This is a genomic window from Paraburkholderia caffeinilytica, assembly GCF_003368325.1.
GTDB classification, from domain to species: domain Bacteria; phylum Pseudomonadota; class Gammaproteobacteria; order Burkholderiales; family Burkholderiaceae; genus Paraburkholderia; species Paraburkholderia caffeinilytica.
The window spans coordinates 2,308,072-2,334,620 of sequence record NZ_CP031466.1 but is presented as its reverse complement, the minus strand read 5'-3'; the positions used below and the strand labels follow the sequence as shown (position 1 = coordinate 2,334,620).

Annotated in this window: 26 protein-coding genes; 20 read left to right on the top strand and 6 right to left on the bottom strand. The window is 62.7% G+C overall.

All coding sequences use genetic code 11. The features are described from left to right. Positions 1-489 precede the first annotated feature (489 nt). The 12 genes from DSC91_RS10355 (at position 490) to DSC91_RS10300 (ending at position 11,733) form a co-directional block, all read left to right on the top strand. On the top strand, positions 490-1,650 hold the full coding sequence (locus DSC91_RS10355; RefSeq protein ID WP_115778040.1) for an HPP family protein: 1,161 nt from the start codon (positions 490-492) through the stop codon (positions 1,648-1,650). Between the two features lie 89 nt (positions 1,651-1,739). Beyond that, positions 1,740-2,153, top strand: a complete 414-nt coding sequence (locus DSC91_RS10350) for a MarR family winged helix-turn-helix transcriptional regulator (RefSeq protein WP_097393114.1) — start codon at positions 1,740-1,742, stop codon at positions 2,151-2,153. A gap of 6 nt (positions 2,154-2,159) precedes the next feature. Then, complete coding sequence (locus tag DSC91_RS10345) at positions 2,160-3,950, top strand: chloride channel protein (RefSeq protein WP_115778039.1); 1,791 nt, start codon at positions 2,160-2,162, stop codon at positions 3,948-3,950. A gap of 374 nt (positions 3,951-4,324) precedes the next feature. Then, positions 4,325-4,870 (top strand): DUF4142 domain-containing protein, encoded by a 546-nt coding sequence (locus DSC91_RS10340; protein WP_115778038.1) that lies wholly within the window; start codon positions 4,325-4,327, stop codon positions 4,868-4,870. Between the two features lie 82 nt (positions 4,871-4,952). Then, complete coding sequence (locus DSC91_RS10335; protein WP_115778037.1) at positions 4,953-5,240, top strand: cupredoxin domain-containing protein; 288 nt, start codon at positions 4,953-4,955, stop codon at positions 5,238-5,240. 38 nt (positions 5,241-5,278) lie between these two features. Then, entirely contained in the window at positions 5,279-5,995 is a 717-nt protein-coding gene (locus tag DSC91_RS10330; protein WP_115778036.1) for an RNA polymerase sigma factor, read from the top strand. A gap of 58 nt (positions 5,996-6,053) precedes the next feature. Next, positions 6,054-6,404 (top strand): hypothetical protein, encoded by a 351-nt coding sequence (locus tag DSC91_RS10325; protein ID WP_115778035.1) that lies wholly within the window; start codon positions 6,054-6,056, stop codon positions 6,402-6,404. 178 nt (positions 6,405-6,582) lie between these two features. Further along, the gene (locus DSC91_RS10320) at positions 6,583-7,455 is read left to right on the top strand and encodes a M24 family metallopeptidase (RefSeq protein ID WP_115778034.1); all 873 of its coding nucleotides are present in this window, start codon (positions 6,583-6,585) and stop codon (positions 7,453-7,455) included. Between the two features lie 11 nt (positions 7,456-7,466). After that, on the top strand, positions 7,467-9,266 hold the full coding sequence (locus DSC91_RS10315) for an SDR family oxidoreductase (protein ID WP_115778033.1): 1,800 nt from the start codon (positions 7,467-7,469) through the stop codon (positions 9,264-9,266). Positions 9,267-9,294: 28 nt separating this feature from the next. After that, entirely contained in the window at positions 9,295-10,197 is a 903-nt protein-coding gene (locus DSC91_RS10310; protein WP_115778032.1) for a metal-dependent hydrolase, read from the top strand. 182 nt (positions 10,198-10,379) lie between these two features. Beyond that, positions 10,380-10,820 (top strand): GNAT family N-acetyltransferase, encoded by a 441-nt coding sequence (locus DSC91_RS10305; RefSeq protein WP_115778031.1) that lies wholly within the window; start codon positions 10,380-10,382, stop codon positions 10,818-10,820. A gap of 52 nt (positions 10,821-10,872) precedes the next feature. Then, positions 10,873-11,733: a class I SAM-dependent methyltransferase gene (locus DSC91_RS10300; RefSeq protein ID WP_115778030.1), complete on the top strand. Its 861-nt coding sequence runs from the start codon at positions 10,873-10,875 to the stop codon at positions 11,731-11,733. Positions 11,734-11,897: 164 nt separating this feature from the next. On the opposite strand, the gene DSC91_RS10295 is transcribed toward DSC91_RS10300, so the two are convergent. The 4 genes from DSC91_RS10295 to DSC91_RS10280 all read right to left on the bottom strand — a co-directional run bounded on the left by DSC91_RS10295 (position 11,898) and on the right by DSC91_RS10280 (position 16,358). Next, the gene (locus DSC91_RS10295; RefSeq protein WP_115778029.1) at positions 11,898-13,244 is read right to left on the bottom strand and encodes a glutamine synthetase family protein; all 1,347 of its coding nucleotides are present in this window, start codon (positions 13,242-13,244) and stop codon (positions 11,898-11,900) included. A 177-nt stretch (positions 13,245-13,421) separates the two neighbouring features. Then, on the bottom strand, positions 13,422-13,979 hold the full coding sequence (locus DSC91_RS10290) for a helix-turn-helix domain-containing protein (protein ID WP_115778028.1): 558 nt from the start codon (positions 13,977-13,979) through the stop codon (positions 13,422-13,424). 15 nt (positions 13,980-13,994) lie between these two features. Beyond that, entirely contained in the window at positions 13,995-15,284 is a 1,290-nt protein-coding gene (locus tag DSC91_RS10285) for an NAD(P)/FAD-dependent oxidoreductase (protein WP_115778027.1), read from the bottom strand. A gap of 162 nt (positions 15,285-15,446) precedes the next feature. Then, entirely contained in the window at positions 15,447-16,358 is a 912-nt protein-coding gene (locus tag DSC91_RS10280) for a sterol desaturase family protein (protein ID WP_115778026.1), read from the bottom strand. Positions 16,359-16,630: 272 nt separating this feature from the next. Here DSC91_RS10280 and DSC91_RS10275 point away from each other — a divergent pair, with 272 nt between their 5' ends. The 8 genes from DSC91_RS10275 to DSC91_RS10240 all read left to right on the top strand — a co-directional run bounded on the left by DSC91_RS10275 (position 16,631) and on the right by DSC91_RS10240 (position 24,357). Next, the gene (locus DSC91_RS10275; RefSeq protein ID WP_115778025.1) at positions 16,631-17,140 is read left to right on the top strand and encodes a DUF1993 domain-containing protein; all 510 of its coding nucleotides are present in this window, start codon (positions 16,631-16,633) and stop codon (positions 17,138-17,140) included. A gap of 67 nt (positions 17,141-17,207) precedes the next feature. After that, entirely contained in the window at positions 17,208-17,690 is a 483-nt protein-coding gene (locus tag DSC91_RS10270) for a cupin domain-containing protein (RefSeq protein ID WP_115778024.1), read from the top strand. Positions 17,691-17,832: 142 nt separating this feature from the next. Beyond that, the gene (locus DSC91_RS10265) at positions 17,833-18,474 is read left to right on the top strand and encodes a DsbA family oxidoreductase (RefSeq protein ID WP_115778023.1); all 642 of its coding nucleotides are present in this window, start codon (positions 17,833-17,835) and stop codon (positions 18,472-18,474) included. A 306-nt stretch (positions 18,475-18,780) separates the two neighbouring features. Then, positions 18,781-20,292 carry a sugar ABC transporter ATP-binding protein gene (locus DSC91_RS10260; protein ID WP_115778022.1) on the top strand — a complete coding sequence of 504 codons (1,512 nt, stop codon included), beginning with the start codon at positions 18,781-18,783 and terminating at the stop codon, positions 20,290-20,292. A 24-nt stretch (positions 20,293-20,316) separates the two neighbouring features. Continuing rightward, positions 20,317-21,342: an ABC transporter permease gene (locus tag DSC91_RS10255; protein ID WP_115778021.1), complete on the top strand. Its 1,026-nt coding sequence runs from the start codon at positions 20,317-20,319 to the stop codon at positions 21,340-21,342. 110 nt (positions 21,343-21,452) lie between these two features. Beyond that, entirely contained in the window at positions 21,453-22,394 is a 942-nt protein-coding gene (locus DSC91_RS10250) for an ABC transporter substrate-binding protein (protein ID WP_115778020.1), read from the top strand. A 186-nt stretch (positions 22,395-22,580) separates the two neighbouring features. Further along, on the top strand, positions 22,581-23,879 hold the full coding sequence (locus DSC91_RS10245; RefSeq protein WP_115778019.1) for an L-fuconate dehydratase: 1,299 nt from the start codon (positions 22,581-22,583) through the stop codon (positions 23,877-23,879). 97 nt (positions 23,880-23,976) lie between these two features. Next, on the top strand, positions 23,977-24,357 hold the full coding sequence (locus DSC91_RS10240) for a nuclear transport factor 2 family protein (RefSeq protein WP_115778018.1): 381 nt from the start codon (positions 23,977-23,979) through the stop codon (positions 24,355-24,357). A 10-nt stretch (positions 24,358-24,367) separates the two neighbouring features. Here the strand turns inward: DSC91_RS10240 and DSC91_RS10235 are convergent, their stop codons facing one another. Together DSC91_RS10235 and DSC91_RS10230 are read right to left on the bottom strand one after the other, a co-directional pair. After that, positions 24,368-24,814: an SRPBCC family protein gene (locus DSC91_RS10235; protein ID WP_115778017.1), complete on the bottom strand. Its 447-nt coding sequence runs from the start codon at positions 24,812-24,814 to the stop codon at positions 24,368-24,370. Between the two features lie 125 nt (positions 24,815-24,939). Then, the gene (locus DSC91_RS10230; RefSeq protein ID WP_115778016.1) at positions 24,940-26,343 is read right to left on the bottom strand and encodes a GGDEF domain-containing protein; all 1,404 of its coding nucleotides are present in this window, start codon (positions 26,341-26,343) and stop codon (positions 24,940-24,942) included. Between the last annotated feature and the right edge of the window lie 206 nt (positions 26,344-26,549).

Here is a 26,549-nt window from a genome sequence, read left to right as displayed (position 1 = left end):
AAAGCCATTCGAGCTCATCCCCGTGGACTGAGACAACGTGTCTTTCGCGTTGTGACGCAATGCGACCCGGGGAGCCGGTGATCGTCATTCTGTAATGGCGGCCGGGGCCTTCACGATGACTGGCTTTGCGCGTCGGAGCGAAGCACGGTATCCCCATGGACGCATGCAATCCAGACAAATCATCCTTGTAGTTTTATCCGGACTGCTCCTGTTTCAGAACCCGTCACGAGAAGGCCTCTTTCAATTTTATATCACAGAGTGAGCTATTCAAATTGCGAATATCGCCGGCAGAGTCAATCCGAGCCATGCGCAGGACCAGGCTAAACCCTTGGCCCGCCCGGTTTTACCGGGCTGTGGCGGGCCCGAGCGCACTTTTATATCACAATGAAATATAATCATGACGATGCGTTCTTTCGTTTCGCGAGGATTTCGCCGTAAGGTGTGGCCTCGTTCCGTGTGATCCCGCCCCCTCATTTTCCTGGTCGAACCTTGTCCCGTTACGCCCTCATCCGCTGGCTTTCCAGCTTCGCCCCGCATCCCATTGCTGTCCGGTGGCCGGAACGTTTCAGATCGTGCCTGGGCGCATTGCTTGGAATCGCGTTCACCGGCGGGAGCATGCACGTCCTTCTCGGACCGGCGGCCAACATTCCGCTCCTCGTTGCGCCCATGGGCGCTTCGGCCGTGCTGCTGTTCGCGGTGCCGGCCAGTCCGCTTGCGCAACCGTGGTCCATCATCGGCGGCAATCTCGTTTCCGCCACGATCGGTGTTGCCTGTGCAAGCTGGATCGTCGATCCGGTCGGCGCCGCCGCTTTGGCCGTGGCGCTGGCGATCTGCGCGATGTTCGCGCTGCGCTGCGTTCACCCTCCGTCGGGCGCGGTTGCGCTGACCGCGGTTCTTGGCGGTCCGGCCGTGCACGCGCTGGGCTACCGCTTCGTGGCCGAGCCTATTGCGATCCAGTCAGTGGCGCTGCTGTGCGCCGCCATCGCCTACCACGCGGCTACCGGGCATCGCTACCCGCACGTCGCCCAGAGCCCGGTCAAAGGCGCGGCGAGCTCGGCGGCGTCCAGCGAAGGTTTCACGCGCGCGGATCTCGAGGCGGTGCTGAACCGGCGCGGGGAATTGCTCGATATCGACACGGACGATCTGGAATCCCTGTTGCGCGACGTTCAGTTGCAGGCCTACACCCGCACGTTCAATGAACTGACCTGCGCGGATATCATGTCGCGCTCGCTGGTCGCCGTGTCGGCAAACACGCGGGCTTCGGCCGCGTGGAGTCTGCTGAAACAGCGCCATATCAAGGCAATCCCGGTCACTGACGAAAAGCAGCACGTGATCGGCATCGTGACCCGCGCCGACCTCGTCGACAAACGGGCGTTCAGCAAAGGGGCCGGTTTGTCGTCCCCGGTGCAACGCTGGTTCCGGCGCAGCATCACCCCGGCGCCGCTTGTCGGTGCGTTGATGAACGTCGACGTTCACACGGTCGACGCGACGACGCCGATCGTCGAACTGGTGCCGGTGTTCGCGAATTACGGACACCACCACATCCCGGTTCTGGACTCGAATCAGCGGCTTGCCGGCATGATCACGCAGGCGGACCTCATCGCGGGACTCTATCGCCAGGCTTACGCCAGACAGCGGCACGCGGCATAGCACGATCACGGACACGGACGGACGAATGCGCTTATAAATATCACGACGTGATATAATCCGCGCTTCACCTATTTCTCCACGGCACTCCGATGAAAACACTCACCCGCGGCCTGACCAAGGCGAACTTCGAGCAACTGTCCGAGTTTCGCTACCAGATGCGGCGCTTCGAGCGTTTTTCCGAGCAGGCCGCGCAGGGTGAAGGCATCACACCGTTGCAATATCTGTTGCTCCTGCATATCAAGGGCTATCCGGAACGCGACTGGGCGACCGTCGGCGAGCTGGCGGAACGGCTTCAGGCGCAGCATCACGGTGTGGTCGCGCTCGTGTCCCGCTGTGAGGCGCTCGATCTGGTCCGCAGAAAAGTCAGTGAAACGGACCGCCGCCAGGTGGAGGTTCATTTGTTGAAAGCGGGCGAGCAGGTGCTTGCCCGCCTTGCCGAGATGCACCGTGCCGAACTGAAGTCGCTCAAAGGCACGTTCAATGTTCCCCAGATCGATGTTTGAGTCATCATGAGTCTCGATACCCATAAGCGCGATTTTTCCACCAACGCGCGGCTTCCCGGCATTTCCGCACTCGCCGCCGGGATCGGCGCCCTCAGCACGCTCGCGGCGTTCGTGCTGCTGAGTCTGATTCATCTGTTCACCAATCTGTTTTTCTTCCAGACGTTTTCGTTTGCGGACCGCTCGCCGGCCCTCAATACGCTGGGTATCTGGGTGGTGATCATCCCCGTGACCGGTGGCCTCATCGTCGGGTTCATGGCCCGCTACGGTTCGGAAAAGATTCGAGGGCATGGCATTCCCGAAGCGATCGAAGCCATCCTGTTCGGCAAGAGCCGCATGTCGCCGAAAGTGGCCATTCTCAAGCCTTTGTCGTCCGGTATCGTGATCGGCAGCGGCGGGCCGTTCGGCGCGGAAGGCCCGATCATCATGACAGGCGGCGCGCTGGGGTCGCTGATCGCGCAGTGCGTGAAGGTCACGTCCGCGGAACGCAAGACGCTGCTGGTTGCCGGCGCGGCGGCGGGCATGACGGCGGTCTTCGGCACGCCGGTGGCGGCCGTGCTGCTGGCGGTCGAACTACTGTTGTTCGAATGGCGTCCGCGCAGTTTTTTGCCGGTCGCGCTTGCGTGCGCGGTCGCGGGGTTTGCGCGTGCGGCATTCTTCGGCACGGGGCCGCTGTTTCCGCTTGAAACTGCGCCTCCCGGCGCGCTGTCGCTGGTGTCCTGCATTATCGCGGGCCTGCTGTCCGGCGCGCTCGCGTCTGGCCTGTCGGCGGCGCTGTACAAGACCGAGGACCTGTTCGGCAAGCTGCCCATCCATTGGATGTGGTGGCCCGCGCTCGGTGGTCTCGTGGTCGGCATTGGCGGCTTTCTCGAACCCCGCGCGCTGGGTGTCGGGTACGACGTGATCGGCGACCTGTTGCACCAACACATTGCAATCCAGATCGCGCTGGCGATCCTGATCGTGAAGGCGCTCATCTGGGTCGTGGCGCTGGGTTCGGGCACCTCGGGCGGCGTGCTTGCGCCGTTGCTCATGCTGGGCGCGGGGCTCGGCGTCGTGCTCGGCCACGTGCTGCCGGGCGGCGAACCGGCACTGTGGCCGCTCGTCTGCATGGCGGCCACGCTTGGCGCCACGCTGGGTGCGCCGTTGACCGCGATCGTGTTCGCGTTTGGCCTCACGCACGACAGCAACGCATTGCTACCGCTGCTCGCCGCGACACTGATCGCGCACGGGTTTGCGACGGTCGTTATGAAGCGCTCCATCATGACGGAGAAAATTGCCCGGCGCGGGTATCACATTTACCGGGAATACGGCGTCGATCCGCTTGAACGCCACCATGTCGACGAGGTGATGTCGCGTACCGTCGAGACAATCGATGGCGATATGTCCGTGGGCGAAGCGCTGGCAACGTACTTCGGCACGGCGCAGAAACATCGTGCTTATCCGGTCGTGCGTCAAGGCGTGCTGGCGGGCGTCGTCGATCGCGCGGTACTGGAAAAAATTCGCGATGACGAGGCAGCGGATGCGCTCGATTCGCGCCTCTCCGACGTCTTGCGTCACCGCTCTCCCGCGTTTGCGCTGCCCAGCGAAACCTGCCGGCTTGTTGCAACGCGGCTGGCGGTGCATGGTCTCGAACGATTGCCCGTGGTCGCGGACGCCGAAACCTTGCAACTGATCGGCATCGTGTCGCGCAGCGATCTGGTCAAGCCGTCGCTTGCCCATTTCGACGAAGAGCACAAGAGGGAACGCTTCCGGCGCTTGCGGGTTCAGCCTGGCAAGCGGCACTTTCCTCCGGTTCCTTGAGTCACCGGCTCAAGTCACCGGCTCAAGTCACCGGCTCAAGTCACTGGCGGGTCACTGGCCGGCCCGCTGCCGCAACAGATATACGCTTTGTCAGTGCCCTTTCGGGGGCACGCCTCTCCTGTCTTTCCTGCCTTTCCCGCTGATCCAGCACCCATTCCTTAGACAGTATCGTCCCCACGTTGCGAAGCCATGACGCGCTCGTCATGGCTGCCTCGCAACCGCATCGAAGAAACGCGCATCGCAGGCCGGACCCCGGGAACGGAACGGGAACGCGGTTCGCACACGTGACATCCAATCCCATATTCAGGTTCGAATCGGCGGTGGATCGCATGCGGACCGACTCGGACTTGCCATCGTCATTCAGGAGGCGCGACATGAAAATAACCAGTGCAGCACTGTTCGGCATCCTCACCAGCGCACTCGCGCTGACCAGCCTTCCGTGCTGGGCGCAGAGCGCCGGTCCAACCGATCCTCAGATCGCAGCTATCGTCGTGACAGCCAATCAGGTGGATATCGACGCCGGCAAGCTCGCGGAATCCAAAACAAAGTCGAAGGATGTCAAAGCGTTCGCGCAACGCATGGTTACCGATCACAGCGGCGTCAACAAGGCCGCCTCCGACCTCGTGCACAAACTGGCCGTCACTCCGGAAGACAATCCGACGAGCCAGAGTCTCAAACAGGGCGGCGATGCGAACCTCGCCAATCTGAAGACACGCAAGGGCGCGGAGTTCGACCGGGCGTATATCGACCATGAGGTGACCTATCACGAGAGCGTTCTCGATGCGCTGGACAAGACATTGATTCCGAGTGCGCAGAATGCCGAACTGAAGGCGCTTCTCGTCAAGGTGCGTCCGGCCTTTGTCGCGCATCTCGAGCACGCGAAGCATCTGCAGGCAGAGCTGGGCAAGAGCGGTGGATGACCGGACTCGTTGCGCGGTTGGACAGCGCCGGGGCACGCGGCGTACCGGCGGTTCTGTCCTTGTCTGCGCAGTCGTTGCGATCATGGCGCCGTCGCTGGCCGGCGTTTCCGAGGCTGCGGCCGGGACGTACGTGATCGTCATCGAGCAGATGCGCTTCAATCCGCCGGTGCTCACGGTGCACCGCGGAGATCGTGTGACGTGGGTGAACAAGGATCTGTTTCCCCACACGGCGACTGCAACGCCGACAGCGTTCGATTCACACGAAATTCAGCCCAATGCATCGTGGAGTTACGTGACACGCCAGACCGGCAGCTATCCGTATCTGTGCACCCTCCACACCACGATGCGTGGCACACTGATCGTGCAATGAGGAACGTGCAATGAGTGAGGGCGACCGGTGAGGCAGTCATGACGGACATTGCTGAAGCACATTCGACGTTTGCCGCGGACGACGAACGCGAGGCCGTTCGACGCATCGTCGCGGGAGATCGATTGGCGTTCGAATTGCTGATGCGCCGGCACAATCGGCGGTTGTATCGTCTGGCGCGCGCCACGTTGCGTGACGGAGCGGAAGCGGAAGACGCGTTGCAGGCGGCATATCTGTCTGCTTATCGTTCGATCGGACGGTTTCGTGGCGATGCCACGCTGCTCACCTGGCTGTCCCGCCTGGTACTCAACGAATGCTATGGACGCTTACGCCGGGAAGCACGCCGTCAGAACGTGATTCCGATGGTGGACGTGAACACTCATGTCGATATCGATGCCATGACCGCGCGAGATTCCGATTCCCCTGACAAGGCGGTAGCGCGTGCCGAGCTGAGAACCTTGCTCGAGCGTAAACTGGATGAACTGCCGGAAGTCTTTCGTGTCGTGTTCGTGCTGCGTTCGGTCGAGGAACTGAGTGTCGAGGAGACCGCGCAGTGTCTCGACATTCCGGAAGCGACGGTGCGCAGCCGGCATTTTCGCGCAAGGAGTCTGCTGCGCGAATCATTGGCACAGGAGATCGATCTCGCCGAGCGCGACGTATTCGAATTCGGCGGTGCCCACTGCGACCGGGTGGTCGCCAACGTCCTGTCGCGGCTAGTCAGCGAAGATGGCCAGGATAATTGCGCACCGGCGACATGAATCGTCCCTTCTCGCCGGCGCCTTTCGCTGTGTCTGGGCATTAGCGGGCATTCTCGCCGTGGCGGCAAGCTCGGGCGCGCAGGGGCAAACGCAAACGCAAACTGAAACGCGGGCGATCAGGATCACCTCAGGCACCTACGGCGCGAATTGCGAAACGCCGCGAGCCGACGCGACCCACGACGTCGCGCGTCAATGCGACGGACTTCAGACCTGTACGTACATCTTGCATAGGCCGCTCACGAGCGCGCCATCCAAAGGCTGCAGCAACGACGTCAAGGGCTCCGGAGACTTTCGTGTCGACTGGCTGTGCACCGATACCGAATTCCACACCGCCACACTCGGCGCTGAAGCAGGGCCGGGCAGCCGGCTTGTGCTGAGTTGCATCGAAGAGACCGGCCCCGGCAGATAGACATCGCCAGACATCGCCGCGCATCGCCAGTCCAACCCAACCTCCCAGGGAAAACAACCAGTGGACGAGCGCCACGGGTGGTGTACGATCCAATTGTTACATTGTTTAATGTAACAATAAAAAATGTCATCGTGACGGCGGCCGTACGCCCGTCGGACAGCATATTCGGGAGGCATGTATGGGTGACAAGTCCATTCCACACGTCGACGTGGACGAACTGGCGCAATTCCGCGAGGTCCAGCAACTGGCCTATCGATGCGTCGAAAGCGTCGGTGCGTTGCTCCAGCCGGGCATGACGGAAAAAGACGCCGCCCGGCTGTTGACCGAATGGCTGCAGGATCACGGCGTGCGCGACTGGCTGCACAAACCCTTCGCCTGGTTTGGCGACCGTACCGCTTTTGAAGGTTTTTCCGGGCTGTCGCACATGGCCGGTTTCAACCTGGCTTTCTTCCCGGGTTCGCGTCGGCTGGAAGAAAACATGCCGGTCATTCTCGACGTGGCGCCGGTGCTGAACGGCGTGATCGCCGACGTCGGCTACGCCACCTGCATCGGTACGAATCCCACGCTCGAACAGTTGAAAGACGACCTGGCCGAACATCGCGAGTTGATCGTCAGCATGGTGAAGCAGCGCCGCACGCTTGCCGACGTGGCGCGCGCGGTCGACCTGTTGTGCAGAAAACAGGGCGTCGAGCCGCGCCACAAGGCCTATCCGTTCAAAGTGCTTGCGCATCGTGTCGCGAAGCTGAACCGGCCCGCCAAGCCGCGTTTCGTGGCGCGTTTCGGCCTGAACGCCACGCGCAACCTCGTCCTCGACCAGGTTAGCGCGGGCAGGAAGGAGGGCTGGTCGCCGTTGTGGTCGATCGATCGCCGCTCCGAGCATGCGCCGACGCCCGGCCTGTGGGCCGTCGAGCCGCATCTCGGCTTTCAGGGGGTGGGCGCCAAATTCGAAGAGTTGCTGGTCATCACCGATGACGACGCCTACTGGCTCGACGACGACCTGCCGCATGTGCGCCGCTGGGCGCAGCGCGGTCGGGCGTTGGTCGCGGCATGACGGAGGCGCATATGCAACTGCTCACCGAACCCGTATCCCCCGCGCTATACGAAGCGCCCCCCGCCATGCACCGCACCGATTTCACGGTGCGCTCGGGCGACGTGACGCTCGCCGCGAAGGCATGGGGAGATCCTGCCCGGCCTACCGTGGTGCTGGTGCATGGCTATCCCGACAACAGCGCAGTCTGGGACGCGCTGGCTGCGTTGCTGGCACACGATTTCCATGTGGTCGCCTACGATGTTCGCGGGGCGGGGCAATCCACTGCGCCTAAGGGGACGGCAGCCTATCGTCTGGGAAAACTCACCGACGACTTCATCGCCGTCATCGACGCCGTGAGCCCCCATCGCGCCGTCCATCTGGTCGCGCACGACTGGGGCTCGATCCAGGGCTGGGAGTTCGTCACCGAAGAACGCTTGCGCGGGCGCATTGCCTCGTACACGTCGTGCTCGGGCCCTTGCCTCGACCACGTCGCTTACTGGATGCGAGCACGCTTGCTGCGTCCCACGCCGCGGTCGATCGGCAAGCTGATGGGGCAGCTGGTGCGTTCCTGGTATGTGCTGCTGTTCCATTTGCCGGTGCTGCCAAGCTTGACCTGGCGCGTGTGGCTCGGCCGCGCGTGGCCGCGAGTACTCCGTCGTGTGGAAAAGACGCAGATCGCGCCGCGCCCGACGCAAACGCGGGACGGCGTGCGCGGCGTCTCGCTGTATCGCGCCAACTTCATCCGCTGCCTGTTCACGCCGCGCAAGCGCTATGCGCACGCGCCGGTCCAGGCGATCGTGCCGACGCTGGACAAATACGTCAGCCCGGCGTTGTCCGAAGATCTCTCGCGATGGGTGCCGAAGTACTGGCGCCGCGAACTGACCGCACGGCACTGGCTGCCGGTCACGCATCCCGAACAGATGGCCCGGATGGTGCGTGAGTTCGTCGATCACACCGAAGGCGGCGCCGAACCGGAGACGCTTCGACGCGCCCGTATGGACACAGCCCGCAAACCGCTCAGCGGCAAGCTCGCGGTCGTGACCGGCGCGGGCAGCGGCATCGGTCGATGCATCGCACTGGAGTTCGCGAAGCACGGCGCCTCCGTGGTCGCGGTCGACATCGATACTGCGAGCGCGGAGCGCACGGCTACCCTGGCCAGGTTGTCAGGCTGCGAGGCGTACGCGCGCCAGGCCGATGTCGGCAGCGCCGAACAGATGGAAACGCTGGCGGACTGGGTCGGGACTGACCTCGGCGGTGCCGACATCGTGGTCAACAACGCCGGCATCGGCATGGCAGGCGGCGTGCTCGACACCTCGGCACAAGACTGGGAACGCATTCTTCACGTCAACCTGTGGGGTGTAATTCACGGCTCGCGCCTGTTCGCCTGGCAGATGGTGAAGCGCGGCAATGGCGGTCACATCATCAACACCGCGTCGGCCGCGGCCTTCGCGCCATCGCGCGACCTGCCGGCCTATGCGACCACCAAGGCGGCCGTGCTGATGCTGAGCGAGTGTATGCGCGGAGAACTCGCGGGTCACGGCATCGGCGTCAGCGCACTCTGCCCGGGTTTCGCCGAGACCGGGATCATGGCCTCGACCCAGTATGTCGGCGCCAGCCCTCAGGATCAGGACCGCATGCGCCAGAAAGCCACGAAGCTCTATCAGTTGCGCGGCCTGCAACCCGAGACGGTCGCGCAAGCCGCGCTTCGTGCGGTACTGCGCAACCGGCCTGTCGTCGCCATCGGCATCGAGGCGCATTCGATGCGGTTCATCTCGCGCTACATGCCTGGGCTCAGCCGCCTGATCGCCCGCATCGGCATGGTGCCACGCTGATTTCATCCAAAGGACGCCGGAGATCGTCATGACCCAGGAACACGCTCAACACAAGATCAGGGCGCGCCATGTGAAATTCGACTGGCGTCAAACGCCGGTCCAATGGATTCCCGGCGACCCGTCGAGCACGCACATCATCAATGTGCTGAACCTGCTGTTCCCCGCCGGCGAACTCTGGTTCTGCCGCGTCTACAACAAGGCATTGCCGCTAATCACCGACCCGGCGCTGCGCGACGACGCCGAGGGGTTTCTCAGGCAGGAAGCGGTGCATTCGCGCTCGCATGGCGGCGTGCTCACGCATTACTACAAGGCTCACGGCATCGATACGCAGCCGTTTACAAAGAAGCTCGACTGGCTGTTCGGCAAGCTGCTCGGCGAGCAGCCGCTTGGACTGAAGATCGGCAAGACGCGTTTCTGGTTGCGCCAGCAGCTGGGCGTCATTGCCGCGCTGGAGCACTTTTTCGGTTACCTCGGCAATTGGGTGCTCAATGCCAACGGCCTCGATGCCGCCCATGCCGACCCAACCATGCTCGACCTGTTGCGCTGGCACGGCGCCGAGGAAGTGGAGCATCGCACGGTAGCCTTCGACATCTTCCGGCATATGGGCGGCACGTACTTCGAACGCTGTTTCCACATGCTGTCGACGGTCATTCTTCTACTGTACTTTCTCACGCACGGCGCGCGCTTCATGCATCGGCGCGATCCCGACGCTGGTACGTACCGGGGTTTTATCCTCGCCTGGCGCGCCGGGGCGCGGCGCGGTTGCCTGCCGTCGTTCTGGAAGATGATCGCGGCAGCGCTACGCTACTTCAATCCGCGCTATACGCCGCATCACGAAGGCTCGACCGAGCAGGCGCTCGCCTATCTTGCGACCTCGCCCGCTGCGCAGGCCGCGGCGCATGGAGGCAACTGGGTGCGCGATGCGAAATAAGGCGGCATGAGGCGCCAGACGCGACGGCGCCCGGCCGTGCGGGTCTGTCGGACGACATGGGTCCGTTCGTGCTCAAACAGGGCAAATGTCCGAAGCGCCGTCACGGCGCGCGAGGTTGAACACGTGTTGGCGGCCGCTCTGTGCAAGAATCGGGATTCTTGCAACGAGGACGGAACGCCGCAATGGTCGAGAATCACATCAACAGTCTGGACATCCGAAGGCTTTCTCCAAGGGAATGGGCGCAAGCCTTTCCTGTCATCGCCCAATTGCGGTCGCTTGATGAAGAGGAATTTCTCAGGCGAGTGAGGCTGCAATCGCATTCCGGCTATGAGCTTGTCGGCGCGTTTCAAGGCGGCAAGCTTGTTGGCGTGATGGGGATGCGGCCGGTCCACACGTTGGCGCGCGGGGCGCACCTGCACATCGACGATCTCGTCGTCGACGCGGCGACGCGAGGCAGCGGTGCGGGTCGCGCCTTGATCGACTATGCGGAAGCCGACGCGCGTGCTCGCGATATGACTGCGGTGTTTCTCGACGCGCGGCCGGATGCCGTTCCCTTCTATGAACGACAGAAATACGTGTTCCATCCTGCACCGTCGATGAAAAAAGTTCTCTTGCCCTCATAGAAGCGAGGTGGGTTATCGTCAGCAACATTCGTCTACAAGAGGATCGAAAGTCATGACCGACAAGCAAGATATAGCGCCCGACAGCACCGCGGCGCGAGTCGCTTTGTGGCGCGCTCTGCATGTTCAGTCCGACCCGCCGCCGCATGTGCTGGAAGACGAAATCGGCCTTACGCTGCTGGCCCCGGACGCGGGGTGGCGCAGTCGCGGGGACATGGACCCGCAATTCACGCGACCCTTTCGCGCTTCAATCGTGGCGCGTGCTCGCTTCATCGAGGACCTCGTCGTGGAACAGGCCGGGCGCGGACTCGATCAATATGTCATCCTCGGCGCCGGCCTCGACAGCTTCGCCCAGCGGCGGCCGGAGATCGCATCCCATCTCAAGGTATTCGAGGTCGACCAGCCGGGTCCTCAGGCATGGAAGCGACAGCGTCTGATCGAACTCGGCTTCGGCGTTCCGGACTGGCTGCGCCTCGTGCCGGTCGATTTCGAGGCGGGAGGCAGCTGGCGGGACGCGCTCGTGAGCGCCGGCTTCGATGACAGCAAGCCGGCAATCGTGGTCTCCACCGGCGTCAGCATGTATCTCACCAGGGAGGCGAACGCGGCCACGCTGCGCGAAGTCGCGGCCCTCGCGCCAGGATCGATGCTCGCCATGACGTTCCTGCTCCCGCTTGAGATGGCGGACCCCGAGGTGCGCCCTGGGCTCGAGATGGCGGAGAAGGGCGCACGAGCGAGCGGGACACCGTTCCTCAGCTTCTTCACCCCGCCGGACATTCTGGCGCTGGCCCGCGAAGCAGGCTTCAGAGAAGCACGACACGTCTCGGCGGCCGATCTCACCGAGCGCTACTTCAAGGGCAGGACAGACGATCTGCGTCCGCCAAACAATGCTGAAGAGCTGCTGGTGGCCAATACGTAGCGTGTGCCCATACGCTTTCCCGCTCGACGTGGGCGCGCGCATGACCGTTGCATCCCGGAAGCTGCCGTAGTGCTGTCACCGCGTATCTCAACCGGGCACGCTGCGTCGATCGCCGGATCGGTGGCGGAGATCATCGTCATCAGCGCCGTCGAGATTCGAGAGGTTCAAAGAAACCAGCGGTATTCCCGCGCACTCACCTCATTCATGAAATCCAGATGGTCCTGGCGTTTGTTCTCGCAGTAGACCATCACGAACTCTTCGCCCATGCCTTTGCGCACCGCCGGATGGTCCTGCATCGCGGCGACGGCCGTGAGCATGTCTTGCGGGAAGTCGACGCCGCTCCCGCGATCTTCGTTGAGCGGCGCGATCGGCTCGCGCGCAGCATCCAACCCGTGTTCCATGCCGGCGAGAATCGCGGCCAGCACCAGGTATGGGTTGGCGTCGGCGCCCGCCAGACGGTGTTCGATGCGCAAGTTGCGGTCGTCCGATTCGGGAATGCGAATGCAGGCGTCGCGGTCTTCGAAACCCCAGCTGGCGCGGCTGGCCGCATTCGTCTTCCAGCCATAGCGGCGAAACGCATTGTGGTTGGCGGCGAAGACGGGCATGCAATGCGGCAGCAAGGCGAGGCAGCCGGCCACCGCATGGCGCAGCGGGCGCTGGCCGTCGACGGCCAGCAGGTTGTTGCCGGCCTCATCGTAGAGGCTCACATGCACATGCATGCCGCTGCCCGGCGCGTGCAGGTACGGCTTGCTCATGAAACTGGCGCGGTAGCCGTGTTTCATCGCCACGCCGCGCGTGCTGCGGCAGAACAGGGCGGCCCAGTCGGCGGCGCGCAGGCTGTCCTCGTTGTGGCCAAAGTTGATTTCGAACTGTCCGGGCCCTAGCTCGGCGGTGATCACGGTAGCGTCCACGCCCTGCTCGCGCGTCGCGTCGACCATCTCGTTGAGCACACTGGAGAAACGCGACAGTCGCTCGATGTGCATGTTGGACTGGTCGTCCCTGTCGTTGCAGAACGGGTCGCGTGGGAACTGCGGAAGACCGTCGGCCAGCCTGGCGTCGAACAGGTAAAACTCCAGTTCGAAGGCGACAACCGGGCGGATGCCGCGCCGCTCGAAGCGTTTCAGCACGCGCGCCAATACCTCGCGCGGCTCGAACTCGATGGGCGCCTCGGTGCCGTCCGAGCTGATCAGCATCTGTCCCAATGGCTGGCTTTCCCATCGCACGGGCTTGAGGGTGCCGGCGATCAGGCGGCGCTGCGCATCCGGATCGCCGTCGTTGAAGCAATAGTCGCCGATCGGGAACACGCCGCCCTGCGCACCGAGCAAGATGCAATTCTGCGGCAGTTTCAGGAGGCCGCCGGCAGCGACTTTCTCGAGCATGTCCACAGGGTATCGCTTGCCGTAGAAGTGCCCGGGGAGATCCAGGCAAATGAGGTCGACATAACTCACCTCGGGATACGCCGCGCGGAAGGCGCGTACTTCGCTGAGCAGGTCGGCGCTGGGGGCAGTCATGGTGTTGTCCTTCTCACGCGAAAAGACGCGATGATCGAGCTTCAGTTAAAAGCTGCCTTGGGAAAAGGCAGGCAAGCCGATGGCATGACAGAGCGAGATATTCACGCCGCTATCGATTAGCCATCCGAATTGTCATTCAGCGCAGCATTCGCTGCCGCGTCATGTACTGTGTGAATGCTAGGTGAACACCCAAAGTACCCGTGTGGGTTCGTCGGAGAGATTGGCGTAGCGGAAGCGGGCGTGCGCCGGCACCTGGAAGCCGTCGTTAGGGCCGAGCGTCGCCGGTTGCGCTTCGTCTTCCAGCCAGATGGTCAACTCGCCTTCGAGGACGAAGCCGCCTTGCTCGTCGCTGTCGTTCAACGGTTTGTCGCCGCTGCTGGCGCCCGGCGCCAGGTGGCTCTCCAGCATCGAAAAACCCGCTGACATATTCGGCGACACCAGCACGTCGGTCACGCCCTCGGCGTAATAGAGCGTGCGGCGTTCATCCGGGCGGGTCACCCAAGGCAGCGCGCGCGGCTTGCTCAGGCTATAGAAATAGGTGGTGGGCACACCGAGGGCCTCGCCGATGGCGGTCAGATCACCCACGGTCGGACGCGAGAGGCCGCGCTCGATCTGGGAAAGGAAGCCGACCGAGCGGCCGATCTTTTCCGCCAACGCGCCCAGCGTCACCTTCTTATGCTTGCGCAGGTCCCGGATCAGTATCGCGAGACCTTCAATTTCTTCCTGCTTGTTCATCTTTCGTCCCTTCTCTCAGACTCTGTCGCGCAGACGATACCAGGTCTTGCCGATGACCTCCAGCGGCGCGGCCAGCAGCGCGCCGCCGGGAAAAGGCGGGTTGTCGATGGCCTGATACAGGTCCAGCAGCTCGTCGTCGCCGAGGATGGCGTCGGCGACAGCGCGGGCGGCGGCGAGCGTGGGCAGCACGCCGTGGCCCGAATAGCCTTGCAACCAGTAGCGCTCACCTTGCCGGCCGACATCCGGCGTGCGTTTCATGCTGATGTCGATATGCCCGCCCCACGCAAACTCCAGTTCCACCCCGCGCAATTGCGGAAACGCCCGTTCCAGGTAAGGCCGGGTGGCCGCCGCAATATCCTTTGGAATGCCGCCCGCGTAGGTGCAGCCGCCGCCGAATAGCAGGCGGTTGTCGGGGCTCAAGCGGAAGTAGTCGGGAACGAACTGGTTGTCGATCACGCAGCTGTTGCGCGGCAGTAGCGAACGGGCCACCTCCGGCCGCAGCGGCGACGTGGCCACCTGATAGGTGCCGACGGGCAGCATGCGTCTGGAAAGTTGGCGGTCGAGACGGTCGATATAGGCGTTGCAGGCGAGCACCAGCACGTCCGCACGCACCTCGCCCGTGTCGGTGCGAGCGGCAAAACCGTCCGGCGTCTCGCGGTAGCCCAGCACCTGGCTTTGTTCGAAGATGCGTCCACCGGCCTGTTCGAGCGCCGCCGCGAGGCCCTGGGCCAGTTTCAGCGGATTCAGATGGCCCGCCTCGGGATCGTAGAGCGCCGCCTGGTAGCGTTCGCTTGCAATCCATTGAGGCATGTCCTCGCGAGCGATGAAGCGCATCGCGTCGTAGCCCCACTTTTCCTCGGCCTCCTGTTGGGCTTGCCGGAGCAGGGCGATGCGGCGCGGCAGCACCGCCGCCCACAGACTTCCAGTCCGGTAATCAGCATCGAAGCCATGCCGCGCCGGCAGCTCGCGCATCTCCCTGGCGGCCCAGCGCATGCTGTCCCACAGTTGGCGGGCACGCTCCAGGCCCAGTGCCGCCTCCAGCGGAGGCATGTCACAGGACCATCCGAGCAGCGCCTGCCCGCCGTTGCGCCCGGACGCCGCCCAGGCCACCCGGCTGGCTTCCAGCACCGTGACACGCCTGCCCGCGAGGGCCAGACGCAGGGCAGTGTGCAAGCCACTGAAACCCGCGCCGACGATCAGCACTTCCGTGTCGAGGCGCTCTTCCAGCGTCGGCCGCAGGGGGATCGGGCCAGGATAGGTGCGTGCGTAGTAGCTCGCGACGTGCTCGGCGGACTGATCGAACATGTTGGCTCTCGTGAAAAATCCGTGAAAAAATCATGGAAAATTTCATGAAAAAATACCATTCATTTTTCACGAACGCAAGCGCGCGTCAAAACGCCAACGTTTTTTTCATCGATCCACCGAGGGAGAAACGCGCATCGGGTTGAGTTCGGCCGGCGCAAGACCCTATTGCTGTTCCGCTCCGAAGGCGCGTGGGTCCGCGCGGCGTCTTAGATCTTCGGTTGTTTCCCCGGTGTTGTCAGGCCGCCAACCCGGCGGCTTGACGACATAGCCCCATGCCTCGCCAATGGAGCGCGCGGCCAGCAGGTCGCGCCACAGCGCGCGCCAGTGATCGAACTCGATGGCCAGCAGGTTGTAGGTCGTCATCGGCCGGACCAGGCCGTAGCGGCACGGCACGTCGCGCCGTTCCGCGATGTAGGTGCCAAATAGCCGATCGAACACGATCAGCACACCGCCGTAATTTCCATCCAGGTATTCGAGGTTGGACGCGTGGTGGACGCGGTGTGCCGAAGGCGTGTTGAGAATCCATTCCAGCGGTCCGAGGCGTGGGATCCAGGTGGCGTGCAGCCAGAACTGGTAGAGCAGATTGAGCGAAAGCAGTATCAGCACGATCCGGGGCGGCATGCCGACCAGCGGTGCAAGCATGAAGAACAGCAACGAACCGGTAAGACGGCCAGTCCAGCCGAAGCGGTATGCGGCGGACAGGTTGAGCTGATTGGGTGAATGGTGGACCGCGTGAGTGCACCAGAACCAGCGCGTCCGATGGGCCGCGCGGTGATACCAGTAATAGCAGAACTCCTGACCGACGAAGCACGCGAGCCAGGCGCTCCAATGGTTCATCGGTAAAGTCCAGAGCCTGTGCTGCCAGAACCAGTTCATTGCGTTGCCCCAGAACGCAAGCGGCAGCAGCCAGCGCAACGGATATTCGCGAACGAGATAGTCGACCACCGAGATACCGGCCGCCCGCCAGTCGTAGCGGCGCCAGCCGTGTCGGAGGGAAAGCACCAGCGCCTCGGCCAATGAGGAGGCGAGGACCAGGACGACAGCGAATTTGAGTACCGTGAGCAACGCAGCCATGACCGGATCATCCCTATCGTGATGCCAGCTAGCGTGATTCTACGCGGCTTGAACGGCAAGCGAGCCGGGCGAGCGGAGTCCGCCGGGGGCGGATTTCGGCGATCTGCGCTATTGCCGGAGGCGTTGCGTTTGCGAAGCCCGCTTCCGTCAGAGACGCGCAGCGCTTCCGCGCCGATGTTTCCGGCAGGACAGTGGTAACCTTCCCCCGCTTATCGAACCGGCCGGCGTGGCATCTTCCGCGCCGGCATCCAACATCGACCGAAAGAGTGATCATGACCAGTTCCATCTACAGCGCATCCGTCCCAGTCTTCAAGCAAATGCTGACTGCATTGTCCGAGGTGCTGAAGAAAGCCGAAGCACACGCCACCGAAAGGAACATCGAGCCGAACGCGCTGCTGCAGGCGCGCCTGTTCCCGGACATGTTCCCGCTGGTGCGCCAGGTGCAGATCGCCGCCGACTTCTCCAAGGGCGTAAGCTCGCGCCTCGCCGGTGTAGAGGTGCCGTCATGGCCCGACACCGAAGTCACGTTTGCCGACTTGCAGGCGCTTATCGCCAAAGCGTTGGCCCACCTCGGCGCGCTCGACGCCACCCAGTTCGACGGTAGCGAGAACAAGGAAATCGTCCTGCGTCCGGGCACGCCGAAAGAGAAGAAGCTGGTTGGCAGCGCCTATTTGCAGAACTACGGCCTGCCCCAGTTTTTCTTCCACGTCACGACGGCCTACGCGATTCTGCGCCACAACGGCGTCGAAATCGGCAAGCGCGACTATATGGGATCGTACTGAGCGTCGCCGCGCGGGCAGGGTGTGCAAGCCGCTATCATCGACCGTAGTCCCCAAAGGAGAACAACCGATGAGCCGACCCGATTTCATCAGGCACTGGACCGAGTTGGAAGAACCGGATGCACATTCCTATCGCGGCGATACCGAGAAAATGGCGCTCGACGCGCCGCTTTCCGCCGCTCTCGGCATTACGCGCATTGGCATTCATCACGTGAGACTTCTGCCCGGCCGGCGCACCTCTTATCCGCACGCGGAAAGTACCGAGCAGGAGTTTGTGTACGTGCTCGCAGGCAAGCCCGATGTCTGGATCGACGGTGTGCTTCATCCCATTGCTGAAGGCGACTCCGTCGCGTTTCCGGCAGGCACGGGCATCTGCCACACCTTCATCAACAATACGAAGGAAGAGGTCAGGCTGATGGTGATCGGCGAACGGCCGCGCGACGACAACCGCATTCGTTATCCGCTCAACGAAGCGTACGAACGGACCCGTGCGGACCGCTGGGCGGACTGGCCCGCGAGACCGCTCGGGGACCACAACGGGATGCCGGACTGAGGGCTACGCCGCGGATCGCCGCTTCGGCGTTGGTCCGGAGCGCATTCCTGCAAGAATTGGCGATTCAGGCTAGGCTACCCCGTGGGCCGTTTTGCGCCGCACCGAAGCGGCCGCGCCATAGGTTATTCCAGTCAGGAACGCAATGAAACAACAGCTAACAATCGATTTTGTCTCCGATGTCGCATGTCCGTGGTGTGCGATCGGCCTGTCGTCGCTTCAGCTCGCGCTAACGCGCCTGGGCGATACGGTCGACGCTCGACTTGCCGTGCATCCCTTCGAGCTGAATCCGGAGATGGGGCCGCACGGCGAGGCCATTGTCGATTATCTCGGCAAGAAATACGGACGCACGCCGGAGCAGATCGCCGAAACCCAAGCCATGATCCGCGAGCGCGGCGCGAGCGTCGGTTTTGCCTTCGGCCCGCGTGCGCACGTCTACAACACCTTCGACGCGCACCGCCTGCTGCATTGGGCCGGTATCGAAGGCAAGCAGCTGCCGCTCAAACTGGCGCTGCTGCGGGCCTATCACGGCGAGGGCAAAGACCCGAGCGATCACGAGGTTCTTGTCGACGCGGCCCAATCGGTGGGGCTCGATGCCGCGCAAGCGCGTGAGGTCCTGCGAAGCGGCATCTACACCGACGAGGTTCGTGCCGAAGAACGGGAATACCAGGCGAAAGGTATCCAGTCGGTGCCGGCGATCATCTTCAACGGTCGCTATCTGGTGAGCGGCGGGCAACCCGTGGAAACCTTCGAGCAAGTCATCCAGCAGATTCTGGCCGAAGCTTGATGCGGCAACCGCGCCGGATAGGCATCCACAACCCGCCCTGAAATGAGCGACAAATAGTGGGAAACAGGCGCGAGATCCACTTACGCATAATATTAGGGAATGCCTAATTGAGCCGCTGCCGTTCAGCGGCGTAAAATCGTGGCACATCGGTTTGGGGGCACCGGGCATGTGTCTGGCTTCTCGTTGCGATTTCAGCCGCGTTACCGTTACCCGGCAACACCCGGCGCAGCGGCTTCCCGCGTTTTTCCGACCCGCTCCCCGCGCTAAGGCCGGCGGCGGTCGCGGAATCGTCGTTCAATCCGCACCATGATCCCGCTCATTTCCGTCAACAGGCTCAGCAAGCGCTTTCCCGGCGTGAGGGCGCTGCATGAAGTCCAGTTCGAGCTCATGGCGGGTGAAGTTCATGCGCTGATGGGCGAGAACGGCGCCGGCAAGTCGACGCTGATGAAAATCCTCGCCGGCGTCTACACCCGGGATACGGGCGACATCCTCTATGACGGTCAGCCGGTCGAGTTCTCGAGCCCGCGCGAGGCGCAGGCTTTGGGCATCGGCATCATTCATCAGGAACTTCAGTTGATGAATCATCTGACCGTCGCCCAGAACATGTTCATCGGCCGCGAGCCGCGCGGGCGCCTCGGTCTGTTTCTCGACGAAGACAAGCTCAATGCGCAGGCGCACGACATTCTTGCACGCATGCACGTGAACCTCGACCCGCGTGCGGTGGTCAGCACGCTCACCGTCGCGAGGCAGCAGATGGTCGAGATCGCCAAGGCGTTGTCGTTCGACTCGCGCGTGCTGATCATGGACGAGCCGACTTCGGCGCTCAACGACGCCGAGATTGCCGAGCTATTCCGCATCATCCGCGAGCTGAAGAACCGGGGCGTCGGCATCATCTATATCTCCCACAAGATGGATGAGCTGAAGCAGATCGCCGACCGCGTCACGGTGTTGCGCGACGGCGAATATGTGGCCACCGTGACCGTCAGGGACACCAGCGTCGACGCGATCATCGGCATGATGGTCGGGCGAACCTTGACCGACGTGGCGCCTTCCGGAAGCGTCGCAGGCACAGGCGAAGTCGCGCTCGAAGTCAACAATCTCAACGCCGGCCCGCTGGTCAGAGATGTAAGCTTTGCGCTGCGCAAAGGCGAGATATTGGGCTTTGCCGGCTTGATGGGCGCCGGTCGCACCGAGGTCGCCCGCGCGGTGTTTGGCGCCGATCCGGTCGAATCGGGTGAAATCATCGTGAAAGGCGTGAAAGCGACGATCAGGAATCCGAGCGATGCGGTGGCGCGCGGCATCGGCTATCTCTCGGAAGACCGGAAGCGTTTCGGCCTTGCGACCGGCATGAACGTCGAATCGAACATCGTCATGTCCAACTTGCGCAAATTCCTGTCGTTCAATTTCTTCCTGCGCCGTACCGAGATACGCCGGACAGCCTCCCATTTCATCAATCTGCTTGCGATTCGCACGCCCTCCGCGACGCAGGAGGTGCGGCTGCTCTCGGGCGGCAATCAGCAGAAAATCGTCGTTGCGAAATGGCTCGAGCGCGACTGCGACGTGCTCTTCTTCGACGAACCGACGCGCGGCATCGACGTCGGCGCAAAGAGCGAAATCTACAAGCTTCTGCGCTCGCTCGCCGGACAGGGCAAGGCGATCGTCATGATCTCGTCGGAATTGCCGGAGATCCTGCGCATGAGCGACCGCATCGTCGTAATGTGCGAGGGCCGCATTACCGGCGAACTTTCGGCCACGGAGGCGACGCAGGAGCGCATCATGCAACTGGCGACGCAGCGCGAAACCTTAAAAGCGGCGTGAGCCCGACGAGGAGAGATTCAGTTCATGACCCAGCCATCGGACACTTCGACGCTCGCTAACGACGGACGGTTGTCCGGCCTGAGAGCTCGCGTCTTCACGCCGACCGCTCTGCAAAAGCTGCTCGCCTTCGGGAGCCTGATCCTGTTGCTGGTCTTTTTCAGCTTCGCGTCTCCCGCGTTCATGCAGATGGACAACATGCTCGGGATTCTGCAGGCGACGGCCGTCAACGGCGTGCTGGCGATTGCCTGCACGTTCGTCATCATCACCGGCGGCATCGATTTGTCCGTCGGTACCTTGATGACCTTCACGGCGGTCATTTGCGGCGTGTTTCTGACCTATTGGCATCTGCCGATGTGGACCGGCGTCGTGGCGGCGATCGGGACGGGCGCGATCTGCGGGACCATTTCGGGCACCCTCACGGCGAAAATGAAAATACCGCCGTTCATTGCCACCCTGGGCATGATGCTGCTGCTAAAAGGCCTTTCGCTCGTCGTCTCGGCCGACAAGCCGATCTATTTCACCGACACCGAAAACTTCTACATGATCTCGCAGGATTCGCTGATCGGCGCTGTCCTGCCAAGCCTGCCGGTTCCGAACGCGGTCCTGATTCTGTTTTTCCTCGCGGTGGCGAGTTCGATCACGCTCAATCGCACGGCGCTCGGCCGCTACACGTTTGCGCTCGGCAGCAACGAAGAGGCGGTGCGCCTGTCGGGCGTGAATGTCGACCGGTGGAAGATCGCCATTTACGGCATGGCCGGGGCCATTTGCGGCGTCGCCGGGCTGCTCATCGCCTCGCGGCTGAATTCGGCCCAGCCGGCGCTCGGCCAAGGTTACGAACTCGAGGCGATCGCCGCCGTAGTGATTGGCGGAACCTCGCTCAGCGGCGGTGCGGGCACGATTCTCGGCACGATCATCGGCGCGTTCATCATGAGCGTCCTGACCAACGGACTGCGGATCATGTCCGTCGCGCAGGAATGGCAGATCGTGGTGACCGGCCTCATCATCATTCTCGCGGTCTATGCCGATATTTTGCGGCGCAAGAAGAGCTGACGAAGGTCGACGCGACGCGAAACAAGATCAAGATCAAGATCAAGAAAAGGGAGCGCCCAAGGCTCCCCCCACGGCTGAAAGTTGATGGCCAACCTAGGAGGAGAAACCTCATGTTGAAAAGAAGACTAATCGGTGTCGTGGTCGGCGTTGGCGCGCTCATCGGCGGGACGGGAGTGACGCAGGCGCAAGACACCTACATCCCGCTGATCTCGAAGGGCTTCCAGCACCAGTTCTGGCAGGCGGTCAAATCCGGCGCGGAGCAGTCGGCCAAGGAACACAACGTCAGGATCACTTTCGAGGGTCCGGAAACCGAGGCCATGGTCGACAAGCAGATCGACATGCTCTCGGCCGCGCTCGCCAAGAAGCCCCAGGCGCTCGGCATCGCCGCGCTCGACAGCAAGGCGGCCATTCCGCTGCTGCGGCGGGCGCAGTCCGCCAAGATACCCGTCATCGCGTTCGACTCCGGCGTCGACAGCGACATTCCGCTGACCACGTGTGCGACCGACAATCTTGCCGCCGCCGCGCTCGCCGCCGACAAGATGGCCGAGGCGATCGGCAATGCGGGCGAGGTCGGCGTAGTGGTGCACGACCAGACCAGCCGCACCGGCATCGACCGCCGCGACGGCTTCCTGAATGAGATGAAAGCGAAGCATCCGAACATCAAGATCGTCTCGGTCCAGTATGGCGGCGGCGACCACCTGAAGTCCGCGGAAATCGCCAAGACGATGATTCAGGCCAACCCCAATCTCAAGGGCATTTTCGGGGCGAATGAAGGGTCGGCGGAAGGTGCCGCGATCGGCGTCAAGGAATCGGGCAAGAAGCTGGTCCTGATCGGCTACGACTCCGGCAAGGAGCAAAAGGACGACATCAATTCGGGCTTGATGGCCGGCGCCATTACGCAGAACCCGGTCGGCATCGGCAAATGCGTCGTCGACTCCGCGGTGAAGGCGTTGAAGGGCGAGAAGCTGCCCAAGAAAGTCGACACGGGCTTCTACTGGTACGACAAGACCAACATGAGCGATCCCAAGATCGCGGCTGTGCTCTACGATTGACCGGCGCCGTCAGGTGCGAAGAAAGAGGAGGGGGCGCGACGCGCCCTCTTCGCTTCTCGCCTCACCTCGCCTCGCTTTACGTCGCATTGCTGAGAACGAAAGCGGCCGCAAAGAGGCCCGGCGAGCACGCATGCCCCTCTTTGCTTACAAGCAGGAGTCGATAGCTGTCGCAGAGGAGGGGTTCAGATGCCTACCATCACCAGGTTGTCCGTCCGGGACATTCGGTTCCCGACCTCGCGTTCACTCGACGGCTCCGACGCGATGAACGCCGCGCCGGATTACTCCGCCACCTACGTGACGCTCGAAACCGATTCGCCGAAGGGGCTCACAGGGTACGGCCTGACCTTCACCATCGGCCGCGGCAACGAAATCTGCGTAAGCGCGGTGCAGGCGCTGGCTCCGCTCGTCGTCGGCAAAACGCTCGAGGATATCGCCGCGAACATGGGCGCCTTCTGGCGCGCGCTGACGTCGGACAGTCAGTTGCGCTGGATCGGTCCGGACAAGGGCGCCATTCATCTGGCGACGGCGGCGGTCGTGAACGCGGCCTGGGACCTGTGGGCCAAATCCGAGGACAAGCCGGTGTGGAAGCTGCTCGTCGACATGAGCCCCGAAGAACTCGTGCGATGCCTCGACTTCCGCTATGTGACCGATGCGATCACGCCGCAGGAAGCCATCGCGATGCTGCATCGCCATGCAAGGACCCGGGACGAACGCGAAAAGGAGATGCTGGCGCACGGCTATCCGGCCTATACGACGTCGGCGGGCTGGCTCGGTTACGACGACGACAAGATTCGCCGGCTCGCCCGTGAAGGCGTCGCGCAGGGCTGGACGCACTTCAAGCAGAAGGTCGGCGGCAATATTGAAGAAGATATGCGCCGGGCTCGCATCCTGCGCGAGGAAATCGGCGAAAACCTGAAGCTGATGATGGATGCGAACCAGGTGTGGGATGTCGACGAAGCGGTCGCGAACATGCGGCGCCTGGCGCAATTCGATCCCTGGTGGATCGAGGAACCCACGAGTCCCGACGACATTCTCGGCCACGCGGCCATCCGCGAGCGGATTCGGCCTATCGGCGTGGCGACGGGCGAGCACTGCCATAACCGGGTGATGTTCAAGCAGTTGCTGCAGGCGCAAGCCATCGACTTCTGTCAGGTCGATAGCTGCCGCCTGGGTGGTCTGAACGAGGTGATCGTCGTCTTGTTGATGGCGGCGAAATTCGGTGTGCCCGTGTGTCCGCATGCGGGTGGCGTCGGTTTGTGCGAGTACGTGCAGCACATTTCGCTGTTCGACTATATCTGCGTGTCGGCGTCGCTGGAAAACCGGGTGCTCGAATACGTGGATCATCTACATGAGCATTTCGTCGATCCTGTCGTGATTCGAAACGGCCGTTATATGCCGCCGCAACGTGCCGGCTACAGCATCGAAATGCATGCGGCATCGCTCGATGAGTATGACTTTCCCGAGGGGCCGGCGTGGCGGACGTGAGGCGGCGGAGGTTCGAGGAAATCGTCGAGCCGGCGGCCCGGGGTCGATTCCGCGGAGCGCGCAATAGGCAGGCGTGAACGGTATCCGGAGGCAAGCCATGCAGGAAGAAACGATACGTGAAGCCCTGAATGCGCACTGGCGCGCGTCGGCGGCCGGCGATCTCGACGCGGAACACGATATTTACGACGACGACGCCATCTGTGAGTATCCCCAATCAGGTGAACGAATCCTCGGGCGCATTAATCTGCAGGCGCTGCGCAGTCGTCATCCAGATAAGCCGTCGGGGTTCGACGTCAGGCGAATTCAAGGAGAAGGCAATCTCTGGGTCACGGAATACACGATCGCCTATAGGGGACGAGCGGCTTACACGGTAAGCATCATGGCGTTCCGCAACGGCAAGGTCGTTCACGAGACCCAGTATTTTTCCGACCCCTTTGAGGCGCCGGGTTGGCGGAGTCAATGGGTTCAGCGGAGCTGAGCCAGTGCCGTCAGTCGGGGATCACGGGCTCGACCAGCTTTGCCAGCTGAACGAGCGATTCCTGCCAGCCGAGGTAGCACATCTCCACAGGAATGACTTCGGGTATGCCCTCCTGCACAATGGTGACCTCGGTTCCACAGGACACCTGCCGCAATGAAATGGTGGCGTGCATCTGGCCGGGCAGGTTCGGGTTGTCGAATCGATCCGAGTAGCGGATTGTCTCGAACGGCACCAGCTCGACATATTCGCCGCCGAACGAGTGGCTGTTGCCGGTGCCGAAGTTACGGAAGGACATCTTGTAGGTGCCGCCCACGCGGGCATCCATGTGGTGGACCTGACAGGTGAACCCGTAGGGAGGAAGCCACTTCGCTATCGCATCGGGTTCGAGGAAGGCGCGATAGATGCGTTCGGGCGTTGCGCGCAGGACGCGGTGGAGACGGACGGTTCCGGTAGTCATGGTGTGCTCGCCTTTCACTCAGGAAGTTGGACATACCCCTACGACGATTCGGCTACGCCGGTATCGACACAGGTTGAGACCAGGACAAACCCGTAGGCGTCGATAAGTCTCAACTGCTGAGGTCTCTACACGGCCACCACGCGGTTGCGGCCATCGTGCTTGGCCCGGTAAAGCCGCTCATCGGCGACGCGTAGGAGTGTGTCGAGTGTGTCGCCGTCGCGGCCGAATTCGGAGACACCAACGCTGACGGTCACCGCGACGGTCCGCCCGGTCCCGGTATAGAACTCCTCGGTAGCCACAGCGCCCCGAACGCGCTCCGCGATCGAACGCGCCGCGTCCAGCGCGGCTTTAGGCAGCAGCACCATGAATTCTTCGCCGCCGACCCGCGCCACGCCGTCATAGGGTCGAATGGCGTCAAGGCATTTCTGCACGAATCGCTGCAACACCTCGTCACCCACCTGATGGCCGTAGCTGTCGTTGATCAATTTGAAGTGATCGAGATCCAGCGCCAGCAGCGAGAACGGCGCACCGTCACGCTTGGCGCGTGCGATTTCCGCCTCCACTCGCTGGATAAACTCGCGCCGGTTCGCGGCGCCCGTCAGCGGATCGGTCGCGGCGAGGTGCTCGAGCTTGTGATTGGTGCGCTGGAGTTCCTGCAACGCGCTTTCCGTGCGCGCCATCGCTTCAGCGAGGCGCGCCATCAGTTCTTCCTGGCTGTAGATCGTCGAGAAGGACCGGGTCGTGCGAAACGCCTGAACGACGCCATAACTGAGCAGGAAAAAGCCGGCGGCAAAGATCGCGTGCGCCAGCCACCACATATGATTCCAGGGCTTGCCGAGAATGAACGCGAGAGACGCGAGCGCGAAGAAGGTGATCGAGATGCCGTAGATCACCATCAGCGGCGAGCGAATGCGGCGCAGCATCAGCACCGTGACGTTCAGCGTCGAGAAGACGAGCGCACCGCCTTCCATGGAGAGCCGCACGGCGAGGTCGCCCGCAATGGGCGAGTTCGCAATGAGTCCGACGACCAGGTCGATCACGACGAACACGGCGATCCACGTCAGCCACGCTCGCGGATTCGTGCGCCGCTCGAGCGACTCCGGCGCGCGGTGATAGGAGAGCAGCCCAACCAGCAGCAACACCGACATCACCAGCCGCGACGCCGGTCCGTAGAGCAGGAACAGCCAGATATTGTGATGCGCCATGCCGGTGAACGCGCCGTGCAGCGCGTAGACCAGCACGAAGCCTAGAAAGCCCAAAGTCAGCCACCGCAACAGCGGTTCACCCGACGACAGATAACAACGCCAGGTCACGTAGGTGACGAACAATCCCTCGAGCGTCGCCGCTGCGATCGCGATTTCGTGGAACGCGTGGTTTTCGAACTTCAGGCTCGGGTCCTGGAAGAAAGCCAGATAGGCAATCAGGTAGGCGGGAAGGAGTGCAAAACCAATGACCAGCAAAGCCGAGTAGATCTTGGTCACGATCCCGATGAGGCGAGGCGGCTCTTCGATTGAAATTGTCGTGCTCATGTGCCCGTCTCCGACAATACTGCGGTGGTTTATTCGCACCGCCGAGCGATTGACGCGTGGATTTGGCCGATTCGGACACGGCGCCATGTTGTTATGGCGGGCCAGGCATATCGCGCAGCGGATTACCTTCAGGCGATGGAAAGTATAACGGACTGCGATTCGTGTCGGCGACACATCGAGCGTGTAATCGATTCCCGATATGCGAT

Bases quoted from the DNA above. Each gene is read 5' to 3' on its own strand.
- DSC91_RS10350 (WP_097393114.1), top strand. From the start codon at position 1,740: ATGAAAACACTCACCCGCGGCCTGACCAAGGCGAACTTCGAGCAACTG.
- DSC91_RS10345 (WP_115778039.1), top strand. From the start codon at position 2,160: ATGAGTCTCGATACCCATAAGCGCGATTTTTCCACCAACGCGCGGCTT.
- DSC91_RS10340 (WP_115778038.1), top strand. From the start codon at position 4,325: ATGAAAATAACCAGTGCAGCACTGTTCGGCATCCTCACCAGCGCACTC.
- DSC91_RS10335 (WP_115778037.1), top strand. From the start codon at position 4,953: ATGGCGCCGTCGCTGGCCGGCGTTTCCGAGGCTGCGGCCGGGACGTAC.
- DSC91_RS10330 (WP_115778036.1), top strand. From the start codon at position 5,279: ATGACGGACATTGCTGAAGCACATTCGACGTTTGCCGCGGACGACGAA.
- DSC91_RS10320 (WP_115778034.1), top strand. From the start codon at position 6,583: ATGGGTGACAAGTCCATTCCACACGTCGACGTGGACGAACTGGCGCAA.
- DSC91_RS10315 (WP_115778033.1), top strand. From the start codon at position 7,467: ATGCAACTGCTCACCGAACCCGTATCCCCCGCGCTATACGAAGCGCCC.
- DSC91_RS10310 (WP_115778032.1), top strand. From the start codon at position 9,295: ATGACCCAGGAACACGCTCAACACAAGATCAGGGCGCGCCATGTGAAA.
- DSC91_RS10305 (WP_115778031.1), top strand. From the start codon at position 10,380: ATGGTCGAGAATCACATCAACAGTCTGGACATCCGAAGGCTTTCTCCA.
- DSC91_RS10300 (WP_115778030.1), top strand. From the start codon at position 10,873: ATGACCGACAAGCAAGATATAGCGCCCGACAGCACCGCGGCGCGAGTC.
- DSC91_RS10295 (WP_115778029.1), bottom strand. From the start codon at position 13,244: ATGACTGCCCCCAGCGCCGACCTGCTCAGCGAAGTACGCGCCTTCCGC.
- DSC91_RS10290 (WP_115778028.1), bottom strand. From the start codon at position 13,979: ATGAACAAGCAGGAAGAAATTGAAGGTCTCGCGATACTGATCCGGGAC.
- DSC91_RS10285 (WP_115778027.1), bottom strand. From the start codon at position 15,284: ATGTTCGATCAGTCCGCCGAGCACGTCGCGAGCTACTACGCACGCACC.
- DSC91_RS10280 (WP_115778026.1), bottom strand. From the start codon at position 16,358: ATGGCTGCGTTGCTCACGGTACTCAAATTCGCTGTCGTCCTGGTCCTC.
- DSC91_RS10275 (WP_115778025.1), top strand. From the start codon at position 16,631: ATGACCAGTTCCATCTACAGCGCATCCGTCCCAGTCTTCAAGCAAATG.
- DSC91_RS10270 (WP_115778024.1), top strand. From the start codon at position 17,208: ATGAGCCGACCCGATTTCATCAGGCACTGGACCGAGTTGGAAGAACCG.
- DSC91_RS10265 (WP_115778023.1), top strand. From the start codon at position 17,833: ATGAAACAACAGCTAACAATCGATTTTGTCTCCGATGTCGCATGTCCG.
- DSC91_RS10260 (WP_115778022.1), top strand. From the start codon at position 18,781: ATGATCCCGCTCATTTCCGTCAACAGGCTCAGCAAGCGCTTTCCCGGC.
- DSC91_RS10255 (WP_115778021.1), top strand. From the start codon at position 20,317: ATGACCCAGCCATCGGACACTTCGACGCTCGCTAACGACGGACGGTTG.
- DSC91_RS10250 (WP_115778020.1), top strand. From the start codon at position 21,453: ATGTTGAAAAGAAGACTAATCGGTGTCGTGGTCGGCGTTGGCGCGCTC.
- DSC91_RS10245 (WP_115778019.1), top strand. From the start codon at position 22,581: ATGCCTACCATCACCAGGTTGTCCGTCCGGGACATTCGGTTCCCGACC.
- DSC91_RS10240 (WP_115778018.1), top strand. From the start codon at position 23,977: ATGCAGGAAGAAACGATACGTGAAGCCCTGAATGCGCACTGGCGCGCG.
- DSC91_RS10235 (WP_115778017.1), bottom strand. From the start codon at position 24,814: ATGACTACCGGAACCGTCCGTCTCCACCGCGTCCTGCGCGCAACGCCC.
- DSC91_RS10230 (WP_115778016.1), bottom strand. From the start codon at position 26,343: ATGAGCACGACAATTTCAATCGAAGAGCCGCCTCGCCTCATCGGGATC.